Annotated in this window: 13 protein-coding genes; 7 read left to right on the top strand and 6 right to left on the bottom strand. The window is 31.1% G+C overall.

Annotation, left to right across the window (positions count from 1 at the left end):
* Positions 1-228: 228 nt before the first annotated feature.
* The 6 genes from ACN0WB_RS05720 to ACN0WB_RS05695 form a co-directional block, all read right to left on the bottom strand.
* Positions 229-699, bottom strand: coding sequence for a DUF6705 family protein (locus tag ACN0WB_RS05720; RefSeq protein ID WP_417429730.1), 471 nt, complete (start codon positions 697-699; stop codon positions 229-231).
* Between the two features lie 11 nt (positions 700-710).
* Positions 711-1,610: a hypothetical protein gene (locus ACN0WB_RS05715; protein WP_417429728.1), complete on the bottom strand. Its 900-nt coding sequence runs from the start codon at positions 1,608-1,610 to the stop codon at positions 711-713.
* Between the two features lie 145 nt (positions 1,611-1,755).
* Complete coding sequence (locus ACN0WB_RS05710) at positions 1,756-1,890, bottom strand: hypothetical protein (RefSeq protein ID WP_417429726.1); 135 nt, start codon at positions 1,888-1,890, stop codon at positions 1,756-1,758.
* A 412-nt stretch (positions 1,891-2,302) separates the two neighbouring features.
* On the bottom strand, positions 2,303-3,061 hold the full coding sequence (locus ACN0WB_RS05705; protein ID WP_417429724.1) for an exodeoxyribonuclease III: 759 nt from the start codon (positions 3,059-3,061) through the stop codon (positions 2,303-2,305).
* Between the two features lie 385 nt (positions 3,062-3,446).
* Positions 3,447-3,968, bottom strand: a complete 522-nt coding sequence (locus ACN0WB_RS05700; protein ID WP_417429722.1) for a DUF488 family protein — start codon at positions 3,966-3,968, stop codon at positions 3,447-3,449.
* 173 nt (positions 3,969-4,141) lie between these two features.
* A complete protein-coding gene (locus tag ACN0WB_RS05695; RefSeq protein WP_417429720.1) occupies positions 4,142-5,686 on the bottom strand; it encodes a PglZ domain-containing protein in 1,545 nt (514 codons plus the stop codon).
* A gap of 282 nt (positions 5,687-5,968) precedes the next feature.
* Here ACN0WB_RS05695 and ACN0WB_RS05690 point away from each other — a divergent pair, with 282 nt between their 5' ends.
* From ACN0WB_RS05690 to sucD, 7 genes are all read left to right on the top strand, one after another.
* Positions 5,969-7,183 (top strand): HD domain-containing protein, encoded by a 1,215-nt coding sequence (locus tag ACN0WB_RS05690; RefSeq protein ID WP_417429718.1) that lies wholly within the window; start codon positions 5,969-5,971, stop codon positions 7,181-7,183.
* Positions 7,184-7,240: 57 nt separating this feature from the next.
* Positions 7,241-8,272 (top strand): UDP-3-O-(3-hydroxymyristoyl)glucosamine N-acyltransferase, encoded by a 1,032-nt coding sequence (gene lpxD, locus ACN0WB_RS05685; RefSeq protein ID WP_417429716.1) that lies wholly within the window; start codon positions 7,241-7,243, stop codon positions 8,270-8,272.
* Positions 8,265-9,662 (top strand): bifunctional UDP-3-O-[3-hydroxymyristoyl] N-acetylglucosamine deacetylase/3-hydroxyacyl-ACP dehydratase, encoded by a 1,398-nt coding sequence (locus tag ACN0WB_RS05680; protein WP_417429714.1) that lies wholly within the window; start codon positions 8,265-8,267, stop codon positions 9,660-9,662. Before lpxD ends, ACN0WB_RS05680 begins: the two co-directional genes overlap by 8 nt.
* Positions 9,663-9,668: 6 nt before the next feature.
* A complete protein-coding gene (lpxA, locus tag ACN0WB_RS05675; protein ID WP_417429712.1) occupies positions 9,669-10,457 on the top strand; it encodes an acyl-ACP--UDP-N-acetylglucosamine O-acyltransferase in 789 nt (262 codons plus the stop codon).
* A 25-nt stretch (positions 10,458-10,482) separates the two neighbouring features.
* A complete protein-coding gene (efp, locus tag ACN0WB_RS05670; protein WP_417429710.1) occupies positions 10,483-11,046 on the top strand; it encodes an elongation factor P in 564 nt (187 codons plus the stop codon).
* A gap of 62 nt (positions 11,047-11,108) precedes the next feature.
* Positions 11,109-12,014, top strand: a complete 906-nt coding sequence (locus ACN0WB_RS05665; protein ID WP_417429708.1) for an LpxD N-terminal domain-containing protein — start codon at positions 11,109-11,111, stop codon at positions 12,012-12,014.
* Between the two features lie 86 nt (positions 12,015-12,100).
* Positions 12,101-12,973 carry a succinate--CoA ligase subunit alpha gene (sucD, locus tag ACN0WB_RS05660; RefSeq protein WP_417429706.1) on the top strand — a complete coding sequence of 291 codons (873 nt, stop codon included), beginning with the start codon at positions 12,101-12,103 and terminating at the stop codon, positions 12,971-12,973.
* Positions 12,974-12,987 lie beyond the last annotated feature (14 nt).

The raw sequence follows: 12,987 nt of genomic DNA, 5'->3' as shown, positions 1-12,987 counted from the left end.
ACATAAAATGCAAAATTGTCTACCGAATTTTTGCGGTAATCCAACGAGAATCAAACTTTGTAAATCTGCACAAATTTGCCGCGTAATTTTTTCAATTTTTCCTTGCTTTTTGTCATAGAATATGTTGGCTATAGTGGTATTTTATTGTTTTGTAAATATTGCATTAAAAGGTAAAGGATCTGGTCTTTCTGATGCAGGCTTTCCCCAATAGAAACAATCTGAGTCTGTTCAGTCATTATCCTTTGAATAAATCCATTGCAATTTGGTTTTTGTAGAATCGGTGAAATTTATGGTCACATTTCCAGTTATTCCGCATAAGTCTCTATCAATATAGATTAAGGAATATTTACCGTCTTTTTTTCTAAAACCAATTCCTTCAATTTTTGCTTTGCCATCTTCAATATTTGTGTTATCAAATAGAACTTTTCCATTATTGTCAACAACCTTAAACTTTCCAATTAAAAAATCTCTATAATATTTAAAAACAGTATCATAAGTATTTGTCATTTTTTTTAAAGTAATATAAATGGTTTTATTGTTCCAAGTTGCCTTCCAAGTCCCAGTATATGAATTTAACTCATTATTGGTGTCTTTAAGGTAAGCATTTTCGGGAATTTCTGTAAAAGTCCGCAATGGATAAGTTTGTGCTTTGCAAGATATGATTAATCCAAATATTGCAAGTATAAATAATTTCTTCATAATTTTTAATTTTAAGGACATTGAGTTGATTTTACAGGTTCATTTTTTCCGTTATATTCTAATTTTTTAGATGTGCTTTCGGTGACTTTATACAATTCTAAGCCATCAATTTTTACAACTTCTTTCAAAAATTGTGTAAATAATTTTTCAACATTTGCTTGTGTCATAGCATCATTCTTTAAAAGGTTCGTGTACTCTTTTTCATACCATTTTTGCCAAGCATCTTTAGTGTCATAATTAATGGAACCTGGCCAAGTATCTTTTGTGTATTTTAAAATATAATTTCCTTCTGATGTTGTAACTACAGAATAAGCATTGGTGTAACTTCCTGTGTAATTATTTGATTGAGGCATCAAATAGTTAATAAAAGTTCGTACATCGGTGGGTGAAAATATTTTCACAGGATGATTTCCATTTTTATCTTCATTATTATGTGAATGTAGTAACCCTATGATTCCACTTTTATCATCGGGTAAATCCATATTCGTGGTTCCTATTTTATTTTCTATATCCGCAAACGAAGGTTGTATTGATGTGTTTTCTTTTGGTGGGTATCTTTCAAATGCCCCTGTTTCGTGATCTAAATTGAAAACCTCCGCCTTAGTTAATTTATTGAATTTTTCTTTAAATTTTGTATTATTTAAATTAGTTTTAACTTTCGCACACGAATCTTCTTCTTCCGTATCTTCGTAGGGATATCCGCCACCGCCTCCACCGCCGTCTCCTATATTACATTCTCCATTTGGTGACACATTTATACAAGTGTTATCTTCAGCTATTTCTTTTATAACTTTTTTACAAACTGTTTTAGTTGTCGTTATTTCACTTTGCGTACCACCACCGCCCTCAATTACACCAACCACTAAAATCACCGTTTTACATTCCAAATCATAGCTTGAAGTTTTATTCATTTTACGATTACCTGAACCACTAATACTTTCACGGTCATTAAAAATTATAATTTTAAAAAAATTATTTACTTCCGTATCTTGTTTTGTGAATTTGAAAAACACCTTGTTTCCTAATCTCTTTGTGGTAACAAATGCCACTACCTCATTATTCTTTAAAACAGGGTGCCATTAAAAAAGTTTCATTAAAAGTATTCATTGAAGTGGCGTAATCCCAAGCCACAGAGCCAAATTTTGAATACATTTGAACTTCATTAGCATTTTTTTCATAAATCTTTTTCACATTCTTTATGAAAACTTCATCTTCTTTCCACAGTGATTTGTTTACATAATCCCGCTTTGTGCTTCCTTCAAATCCTACTGTTTCATTTTCAGCCCTACAGCCTGAAAGTAGAACTGATATAAAGATTCCAAAACTTAAAAAATTAAATAGTTTTCTCTTATTAAATTAGTTTTTAATATTAATATTTTAATGAATTTTGGCATTTTTAGGTGCAATATTTATAAACATTGTAGGCAACACACAAATATATGCAAGTTTTAAAATCCCACAAAATATTTTTACTCTATTAAAACTTTGTTTATCAGGGTATTATATTTTTAAATATACAAAATGCACAACTAAAAATATTTTTTTTTACGCAAGTTTACAAATTTGAATTTAAGACTTGTAAAATAAAAAATGATGTTTAAGTTTAAAGCTCCACCAAAACTGGGCAATGATCAGAATGAACGACCTGCGTTAAAATTTCTGCGGTTTTTAATCTTTCAATTAAAGGTGCTGTTAAAAAATGATAATCCAAACGCCAACCCAAATTTTTCCCGCGAGATCCTGCGCGATAACTCCACCAGGAAAATTTTTGCAAATCTGGATGAACATTTCGGAAACTATCTGTGAGATTACAATCTTCAATAAATTTTGTCATCCATTCTCTTTCCATTGGTAGAAAACCCGAAGTGTTTTTTAAACCTTTTGGATTGTGGATATCAATTTCTTCGTGGCAAATATTGAAATCACCACAAATGATGAGGTTTGGAATTCTCTTTTGTAATTCTTTGATGTAATTTAAAAAATCGTGGCAAAACTGCATTTTAAAATCTAATCGTTCAATATTTGAAGCAGAAGGAACGTAAACCGAAAGTACAGAAAAATCTTCAAAATCAGCACGCATAATTCTACCTTCATTGTCGTAACTTTCAATTCCACAACCGATTTGAATATGTTTTGGTGCAGTTTTGCTCGCAATTCCAACACCGCTGTAACCTTTCTTTTGCGCAGAATGCCAAAAACTGAAATAGCCCGCTTTTTCTAAACTTTCAATATCAATTTGGTCAGTTCCGGCTTTGCTTTCTTGAATGCAAATCACATCTGGATTTTCAACTTTCAACCAACCTAAAAAATCTTTTGTAAAAGCAGCGCGAATTCCGTTAACGTTGTAGGAAATTACTTTCATTTTTCTAATTTATATAATTTCAAATTTACAATTATCTTTAAAGTTAATTCTTAAAATTATTTAGATTTTTTTCTTAAATATTTTATGTTCTTTTTTCTTGATAAAAAAGAACCAAAAAATCAAGACTGGAAACTCACCTAAAAATTAAACTTTTGTCCTAAAATTTCCAAACTCGTGTTGAAATTTTGCTAATTTCTTTTGTAGTTTGCTTTTTGCCACCACTCAAACACTGGAAATTTTTGACGGACAAAAATTTAATTTTCTTAACGGCTTCGTTTCCGAGGTCGTTAAAACGATTTTCGCATAATTCCAAATTTTGTCATTCAGTGCGGGACGAAGTGGAGCGTGGAATCTCAATAGCGGTTTGTGATTGTGAAAGAATTGTTTACTCTTGATAAGTCAATTTGCCGTCTATAATTTTGGCCGGTTGCGTGTAAGGATGTTCCATACTTTTGCCAACGCTCATAATGTGACAAACTTCCCAACCTTCGGCTTTTAATTCATCGGAAATCATGGAGCGGTGACAACGCCACCAAACTGCTTCTGAACAGAAAAATGCGGTTCTTTTCTCAAGCGCTAATTTTTCTAATTTTGGTAATGCTTTTTTGAATTCGTCTGTTTCCATATAATCTGCGTAAGCTTGAAAGGAAGTGTTTCGCCAAGAAGTATTTAGGGAGTTTGGAGCCACTTTTCTGCGACCGCCCAAATCTAAAAAATGAAAATAATGGATGCCGTTTTCTGGCATTATAATTTCTAAATGTTCTTTATTAAACTGGGGAAACTTTCTCGAACCAGGCAAACTCCGCACATCAACAAGATTTTTTATTTCAAAAGATTTTAACATTTCTAAAAATTCTTCTTCTGTATGTGTGGAATGACCTATAGTCCAAATTTGTTTGTCTGACATTTTATTTTCTTTACTTTTTAGTTGCAAAATTTAGACCTAAATTCTAATTAAAAAGTACAGAATCTATTTTGGGAAAAACCTCCTAAGTTTTGAATTGGATTTAATAAAAAAAGCGCGGAAAATCCGAAGATTTTCCGCGCCTAAACCCAAATAAAATAAACTATGAAAAAAAACTATTTGGGTTCAAATACACAAATCGGAATGATGCATTCTTCTAAAGAAATACCGCCGTGTTGATAAGTTTCTTTATAATAATTTACAAAATGATTGTAATTTTTTGGATAAGCCAAAAAGAAATTCGTCTTCGCAAAAATATATTTTGAACTTAGGTTTCCTTTTGGTAGAAATAATTTTTCAGGATTATTAATCGCCCAGACGTCACTTTTTTCGTAGGTTAAACTTCGGCCAGTTTTATATCTAATATTTGTAGAAGTTTCTCTGTCGCCTACAACTTTGCTTGGTTTTTTCACATAAATTGTTCCGTGATCTGTTGTAAGAACTAATTTGTAACCATTTTCTGCTGCTAATTTTATAATTTTTATTATAGAAGAATTTTCAAACCAATGTTGTGTTAAGGAGCGAAAGGTTTTATCATCTCTAATTAATTGATTTACAATTGTATTATCAGTTTTTGCGTGGGATAAAATATCGATGAAATTATAAACAATCACCAATAAATCATTGCTTTTGTATTGGTTGAAATCGTCTAATATTTTCTTTTCGAAATCTGAATTTAAGATTTTGAGATATTTCATACTTTTATTTGAAAGACCTAATCTCTTGAGTTGATCTTCCAAAAAATCGCGTTCAAATTCATTTTTATTTCCTTCTTCATTATCATTGAACCACATATCTGGAAATCTTTTTTCAATTTCTGATGGTAAAAGTCCTGCAAAGAAAGAGTTTCTGGCGTATTGCGTTGCAGTGGGCAAAATGCTGTAATAATAATCTTCAGAAGTTTTATTGTAATATTTTGTGAAAAGGGGTTCAATCATTTTCCATTGATCGAAACGAAGATTATCTACCATTAAAAGTAAAGTCTTGCTTTTCTCAACCACAGGTTTTACTTTTTCTTTAAAAAGTGTGTGGCTCATTAAAGGTTTTTCGTTGGTATTTAACCAATCTTCGTAGTTATTTTCAATAAATTTTGAAAACTGAATGTTCGCTTCTTCTTTTTGACTTTGTAATAAATCGGCGAAATCATTATCAAAAACTTTATCAAATTTTATTTCCCAAGACAATATTTTTTTATAATATTCTGCCCAATCTGCAAAGGTTTTTAGATAAGACAATTCCATAGAAAGATTCCGAAATTCCTGTTGATATTCTGAAATCGTGTGTTGTTCTACCAAAGTCTCGCTTTGCAAATTTTTCTTTAAAGACAATAAAACTTGGTTCGGATTTATTGGTTTTAGCAAATAATCTGAAATTTGGGAACCAATCGCTTGTTCCATAATATTTTCTTCTTCATTTTTTGTAACCATTACAATTTTGAGTGAAGAATCTATATTTTTAATTAAAGGAATGGCTTCTAAACCAGAAATTCCGGGCATATTTTCATCCAACAAAACCAATTGAAATTTTTCTGTGGTTAAAATTTCAAGCGCTTCATTTACATTATTTATAGGTTTTACTTCATATCCTTTGTTTTCCAGAAAAACAATATGTGGTTTTAAAAGATCCACTTCATCATCAATCCATAATATTTTTCCCGACATTTATTTTATTTTTAATATTTCTGTTGTCAAAATTACAACGATTTCCGCGTTTCTTACACCCAAAATATGCTATTTTAAAGTTAAATAATAGTTAATTATTTTCGAAGACTGCACTTTTTTGAAATATCAATTTAAACTTTTAACTATTAAAATTTATAAAGACATTAAGATTGTCATGATTTGATGTAGAAATTTTATAAAATCTTGGAGACTTTTTATTATAAAAACCAGAGAATAAAAATTAAGGTTTAAATTTGCCTTATTGCTAAATGATTTCAGAAGATGACCAATAAATTAAAAATTATAAATGATCCAGTTCATGGATTTATTAAAATTCCATATGAGATGTTATTTGATGTGATAGAGCATCCCATTTTTCAACGATTGCGTAGAATTTCACAAACAGGACTTTTAAATTTAATTTTCCCTGGTGCAACTCACACGAGATTTCATCATGCTTTAGGTGCAATGCATTTGATGTTTTCGGCATTGGAAACTTTAAAATTAAAAGGAGTGAAAATTTCAAAGGAAGAAGAAAAATCTGTGCTTTTAGCAATTTTATTGCACGATATTGGTCACGGACCATTTTCTCACGCTTTAGAAAATATTTTAATTGAAGATTGGCATCACGAGAAATTGTCTTTATTATTAATGCAGCAATTAAATATCGAGTTTAATGGAGAATTAAATACTTCAATAGAAATGTTTCAAGGGAAATATCCACGGAAATTTTTTAATCAATTAATTTCTTCTCAGATTGATGTAGATCGATTAGATTATTTAAAACGCGATAGTTTTTTTTCTGGCGTTTCAGAAGGAAATGTGAACACACAACGGATTATTTCTATGATGAATGTTTCACAAGATGAATTGGTAATTGATGCAAAAGGAATTTATTCTGTTGAAAATTATCTTACCGCAAGAATGTTTATGTATTGGCAAGTTTATTTTCACAAAACAGCATCTTTAGCGGAATATTTTTTAGTTAAAATAATGCAACGTGCAAAATATTTAACTTTAAATGGAATTAATTTACCTGCTTCAGATAATTTAAAATACTTTTTAAATCGAAACTCTTTATCAGAAACAAATGAGGAAGATGTATTAAAGTTTACAGAGTTAGATGATTATGATGTTTTTTTAAGTATAAAAATGTGGACTAAAAGTTCAGATTTTCTATTGTCTTATTATTGTAAATCATTAATTAATAGGCATTTTCCGAAAACCATAATTTCTTCCAAACCTTTTGATGAAGCTATTATTTGTGAAAAAATTAATAAGACAAATCTATATTTTAATATCGATTTTGGAAATGAAATTGTAGGAGAAATTAAAAGAACTTTATTACCATACGATGCTGAAAAACAACCTATTTATTTACTACAAAAAGACGGAAATAAAATAAAATTGGAAGAATCTGCAAACCAAATTTTATCCTCATTTATTACCCAAACAAATTCAAAATATATTTTATTTTTTCCACGAGAGATTTCCTAAAATTTTAGAATTTATAAACTATTTTAATAAAAGAGTTTTTTATTATCTTTGCAACATATGGAATTTACAGCAGCGCAAATTGCAGGCATTATTGGAGGCAAAATTATTGGAGATAAAAATGCCGTAATAAACGGTGTTTCACCTATAGAAAATGGCTTAGAAGGCCATTTGTCTTTTGTAGCGCAAGAGAAATTTGCCAGTTATTTGTTAAGCTCAAATTGTTCCGTTCTTATTGTTTCAGAAAATTTAATTAAAAACGAAACTTATAAACCTACACTTATTTCCGTAGAAAATGCTTATTTGTCCTTTCAAGTTTTGATGAATCTTTATCAAGAAATGCAATCTAAAAAATCTGGAATTGAAGATGGCTCAAATATTCATCAAACGGTAAAATTGGGAAGTGATATTTATGTGGGTTCTTATTCTTATATTTCAGAAAAGTCTAAAGTTGGAGATTCTACGCAGATTTACCCCCAAGTTTTTATTGGTAAAAATGTAAAAATTGGTAAAAATTGTAAAATTTACAGCGGAGCTAAAATTTATGATTTTTGCGAAATAGGAGACAATTGTATCATTCATTCTAATACCGTAATTGGTTCCGATGGATTTGGGTTTCAACCCACAAAAAATGGTTTTGAAAAAATTCCACAATTGGGAAATGTAATTTTAGAAAATAATGTAGAAATTGGTTCTAATTGTAGCATTGATCGGGGGACAATTGGTTCTACAATTATTGGTGAAGGAACAAAAATAGATAATTTAATTCAGATTGCTCACAACGTAAAAATCGGAAAACACAATGTGATTGCTGCGCAAGCGGGAATTGCAGGTTCTACAATTGTGGGTGACTGGAATATGATTGGTGGACAAGTAGGAGTTGTAGGCCATATAAAAATTGGAAATCAAGTCAAAATACAAGCGCAAAGCGGTATAATTAGTAATGTAAATGACGAAGAAATATTGTACGGTTCTCCTGCCATTTCAGCAAGTGAATTTAGAAGAAACTATGTTCATTTCAAAAATTTTACAGACATCGTACAAAGATTAAATAAATTGGAAAAAAATTCAAAAGAAAGTACCAATGAGTGATAAGCAGAAAACTATTAACGAAGAAGTTACACTTTCGGGAATTGGTTTACACACAGGGAAAGAAGTAAACGTAACTTTAAAACCGGCAAAAGAAAATACTGGTTTCGTGTTTGTGCGCGTAGATTTAGAAGGAAATCCACAAGTAGAAGCAGATGTAAATTATGTTACTACAACAGATCGTGGCACAACTTTAGAAAAATTAGGTGTTAAAGTTCATACTTGTGAGCATATTTTAGCCGCGTTGGTCGGAATGGACGTTGACAATTGTTATATTGAAATGGACAACGCAGAACCACCAATTTTAGATGGTTCTTCCAAATATTTTGTTGAAGCAATAGAAAAAGTTGGGTTGAAAGTACAAAATGTAAACAGAGAATATTTAGTTGTAAAGGAGGTTTTAAGTTATGTAGATACAAATACAGGTTCAGAAATTACCATCATTCCTTCCGAAAATTATGAAATTACCACCATGGTAGATTTCGGAACGAAAGTTTTAGGAACTCAAAATGCGACAATTAAAGATATTTCAGAATTTAAAGAGGAAGTTGCAAATGCAAGAACATTTAGTTTTCTACATGAACTTGAAACACTTTTAGATAATGGATTAATAAAAGGTGGCGACATCAGTAATGCCATTGTTTATGTAGATAAAGAATTAACACCAGAAACTACAGAAAAGCTTAAAAAAGCTTTTGGAAAAGAAGATATTTCAATTCGCTCTAATGGTATTTTAGATAATTTAACGCTAAACCATCCCAATGAAGCCGCACGTCATAAACTCTTAGATGTCATAGGAGATTTGGCTTTAGTTGGCGTAAAAATTAAAGGAAAAGTAATAGCAAATAAACCAGGACATTTAGTAAATACACAATTTGCAAAAAAATTGAACCGACAATATAAATTACAAAAGAGAAAAAATGTCCCTGACTTTGATTTAACAAAAGAGCCAGTTTATGACATCAATGGAATAATGAAATTATTGCCACATAGACCTCCTTTCTTACTTATAGATAAAATTTTAGAATTATCTGAAAGTCACGTTGTAGGATTGAAAAACGTTTCTATGAATGAACCTTATTTTCAAGGTCATTTCCCAAAAGAACCTGTAATGCCTGGAGTTTTACAAGTAGAAGCAATGGCACAAGCGGGCGGAATTTTGGTTTTAGCAAATGTTCCAGATCCAGAAAATTATTCTACTTATTTTATTAAAATAGATAAAGTAAAATTTAAGAAAAAAGTAGTTCCAGGAGACACAATTATATTTAAAATAGAACTAATAGAACCAATAAGACGAGGCATTGTGCACATGCAAGGTTACGGTTATGTAGGAGATAGCGTGGTAGTGGAAGCCGAACTTATGGCACAAGTTGCTAAAATGAAACAAGATTAAAAGCCTATGATTCACCAATTATCCGTTGTAGATAAAAGAGCAAAAATCGGCAAGAATGTCGTCATAGAACCATTTACAAGCGTTGCTGCAGATGTAGAAATTGGAGAAGGTTCTTGGATAGGATCTAATGTAACCATAATGGACGGCGCTAGAATAGGAAAAAATTGCAAAATTTTTCCCGGAACGGTAATTTCTGCAATTCCACAAGACTTAAAATTTGATGGCGAAGAAACAAAAGTTATTATTGGTGATGAAACTACATTAAGAGAATGTGTTACTGTAAACCGTGGTACGAAAGCTCTTGGATATACTAAAATTGGTAGTGGTTGTTTAATTATGGCAACTTCACATATTGCGCACGATTGTATTTTAGGAAATAATGTAATTATTGCAAATGGGTGTGGAATTGCAGGTCATGTTGAAATAGGAGATTACACCGTGATGGGAGGACTTTCCGCAATACAACAATTTGGAAAAATTGGAAAACATGCAATGATTTCTGGCGGATCTTTAATCAGAAAAGATATTCCACCTTATATAAAAGTAGGAAGAGAACCCATTTCTTATGCAGGAATTAATTCTGTAGGATTGCGCAGAAGAGGTTACAGTTCAGAAAAAATATTTGAAATTCAAAAGATTTACCGTGCAATATTTCAAATGAAACTCAATGTTTCACAAGCAGTAAGTTATATAGAAAAAGAAATGCTCCCAACTTTAGAGCGTGATGAAATTCTTACTTTTATACAAAAATCACCACGTGGTATTGTAAAAGGTTATGGAACGAGTAAAGAATAAATTAGAATAAATTTTATAAAAATAAATGGCAACAAGCGGCGATATTAGAAAAGGACTTTGTATTGAATTTAATAATGATATCTTCAAAGTAATAGAGTTTTTGCACGTAAAACCTGGGAAAGGTCCTGCGTTTGTAAGAACTAAACTAAAAAGTGTAACCAATGGAAAAGTATTAGAAAATACATTTTCTGCAGGAAATAAAATTGAAGAAGTAAAAGTTATTACTAGAAAATTTCAATATTTATATGACGATGAAAATGGTTTTCATTTTATGAATAACGATGATTTTTCTCAAATTTACATCAATAAAGAAATGATTGAGAATGCTCAGTTTATGAAAGCGGGCGAAGAAGTAACTATTATTTTAAAAGAAGCAGATGAGTCTCCACTTTCTGCAGAAATTCCACCAACAGTTTATTTGGAAGTAACCGAAGCAGATCCTGGAGTAAAAGGAAATACCGCCACAAACGCATTAAAACGTGCAACTTTAGAAACGGGTGCGATTATAAATGTCCCATTATTTATAGAAGCCGGAGATAAAATTAAAGTAAATACAGAAGACGGAAGTTATTTGGAAAGAGTGAAGTAAACTTTAATAAAGATACTTTAGGAATTTCACTTTTACCTTTTTACCTTAAACTTTTACCTTAGATGACATTTCAACAACCACAAACTTTAAAATCTATTGCTAATTTAATTCAAGCAGAATTTATTGGTGCGGAAGATTTTCCTATTTATGGAACTAATGAAATTCACCGTGTAAAAGAAGGAGAAATTGTTTTTGTCAACAATCAAAAATATTACGACAAAGCGATAAATTCTGATGCAACTATTATTTTAATTGATAAAAAAGTAGAAGTTCCGGAAGGAAAAGTTTTATTAATTTCTGACGATCCTTTTCGAGATTTTAATTTAATTAATACCCATTTTACCAAACCAAACCCTTTCATTTCAGAACTTCATAATTTAGAAGTTGGCGAGAATTCACATATTCATTCTTCTGTTATCATAGGAAATGATATTAAAATTGGTAAAAATTGTATTATTTATCCAAACGTAGTTTTGGGAGACAGAACTCAAATTGGTGATAATTGCATCATTCAATCCAACACAGTTTTAGGAGGCGACGCTTTTTACTATAGAAAACTTGATGGAGAATATGACAGAATGATTTCTGTTGGAAACGTAATTTTGGAAGACAATGTAGAAATCGGAAATAATTGTTGCATCGATCGAGGTGTTACAGATTCTACCATTATTAAAAAAGGTTCAAAACTCGATAATTTAATACAAATCGGTCATGACACTGTTTTAGGTAAAAGAACTTTAATTGCTTCTGGAGCTTTAATTGCAGGTTGTTGCATTATTGAAGAAGATGTTACAATTTGGGGACAAGTTGCGATGGCTTCTGGTAAAAGAATAGGAAAAGGTGCCATAATTCTTGGTAAAACTGGAGTCAATAAAGATTTGGAAGGAGGAAAAACTTATTTCGGACAATTAGCTGAAGAATTTAGAGATTATTTAAAAAAAGAAATAAAAATCAAAAATCTAAAATAAGACCGTCTAATATTTTAGTTTCGGCTTATAATTAATTAAATTTGTAGGATTGATAAATACTTAACAAAAATTATAAAAAATTAAAAATGTCAATATTAGTAAACAGAGACTCTAAAGTAATTGTACAAGGATTTACAGGAAATGAAGGAACTTTCCACGCTGGACAAATGATAGAATACGGAACTGACGTTGTTGGCGGAGTAACTCCAGGAAAAGGAGGTTCTGAACATTTGGGGAAACCAGTTTTTAATACCGTTGCAGAAGCGGTTGAAAAAGCAAAAGCAAACGTAAGTATTATTTTTGTACCACCTGCATTTGCAGCAGATGCAATTATGGAAGCAGCAGAAGCCGGAATTAAAGTTATTGTTTGCATTACCGAAGGAATTCCTGTGGAAGATATGGTAAAAGTAAAAAATTATATTTCTAATAAAGATTGCAGATTAATCGGTCCAAACTGTCCCGGAATTATCACATCAGACGAAGCAAAAATTGGAATTATGCCTGGTTTCGTTTTCAAAAAAGGAAAAGTAGGAATTGTTTCAAAATCTGGAACTTTAACTTATGAAGCTGCAGATCAAGTAGTAAAAGCAGGTTTCGGAGTTTCTACCGCTATTGGAATTGGTGGTGATCCAATTATTGGAACAACCACAAAAGAAGCGATAGAAATGTTTATTAACGATCCAGAAACTGAAGCAGTTGTCATGATTGGTGAAATTGGCGGAAACCTTGAAGCAGAAGCTGCAAAATGGTATTCTGCAAGTGGTTCAAAAAAACCAGTTGTTGGATTTATTGCTGGACAAACTGCACCAAAGGGAAGAACAATGGGACACGCCGGAGCAATTGTTGGCGGCGAAGATGATACAGCGCAAGCAAAAATGGAAATCATGAGAAAAAATGGAATTCACGTGGTAGATTCTCCCGCAGATATTGGCAAAACTGTGGCAAAAGTTTTAGCATAAAACAAACACACAAA

Source organism: Halpernia sp. (assembly GCF_048269545.1).
Lineage (GTDB): Bacteria > Bacteroidota > Bacteroidia > Flavobacteriales > Weeksellaceae > Halpernia.
Note: the sequence above shows the minus strand (reverse complement) of the source record. Positions and strands in the feature narration are given on the sequence as shown.

Coding starts and splice junctions, on each gene's coding strand:
- ACN0WB_RS05720 (WP_417429730.1), bottom strand. CDS start 699: ATGAAGAAATTATTTATACTTGCAATATTTGGATTAATCATATCTTGC.
- ACN0WB_RS05715 (WP_417429728.1), bottom strand. CDS start 1,610: ATGAATAAAACTTCAAGCTATGATTTGGAATGTAAAACGGTGATTTTA.
- ACN0WB_RS05705 (WP_417429724.1), bottom strand. CDS start 3,061: ATGAAAGTAATTTCCTACAACGTTAACGGAATTCGCGCTGCTTTTACA.
- ACN0WB_RS05700 (WP_417429722.1), bottom strand. CDS start 3,968: ATGTCAGACAAACAAATTTGGACTATAGGTCATTCCACACATACAGAA.
- ACN0WB_RS05695 (WP_417429720.1), bottom strand. CDS start 5,686: ATGTCGGGAAAAATATTATGGATTGATGATGAAGTGGATCTTTTAAAA.
- ACN0WB_RS05690 (WP_417429718.1), top strand. CDS start 5,969: ATGACCAATAAATTAAAAATTATAAATGATCCAGTTCATGGATTTATT.
- lpxD (WP_417429716.1), top strand. CDS start 7,241: ATGGAATTTACAGCAGCGCAAATTGCAGGCATTATTGGAGGCAAAATT.
- ACN0WB_RS05680 (WP_417429714.1), top strand. CDS start 8,265: ATGAGTGATAAGCAGAAAACTATTAACGAAGAAGTTACACTTTCGGGA.
- lpxA (WP_417429712.1), top strand. CDS start 9,669: ATGATTCACCAATTATCCGTTGTAGATAAAAGAGCAAAAATCGGCAAG.
- efp (WP_417429710.1), top strand. CDS start 10,483: ATGGCAACAAGCGGCGATATTAGAAAAGGACTTTGTATTGAATTTAAT.
- ACN0WB_RS05665 (WP_417429708.1), top strand. CDS start 11,109: ATGACATTTCAACAACCACAAACTTTAAAATCTATTGCTAATTTAATT.
- sucD (WP_417429706.1), top strand. CDS start 12,101: ATGTCAATATTAGTAAACAGAGACTCTAAAGTAATTGTACAAGGATTT.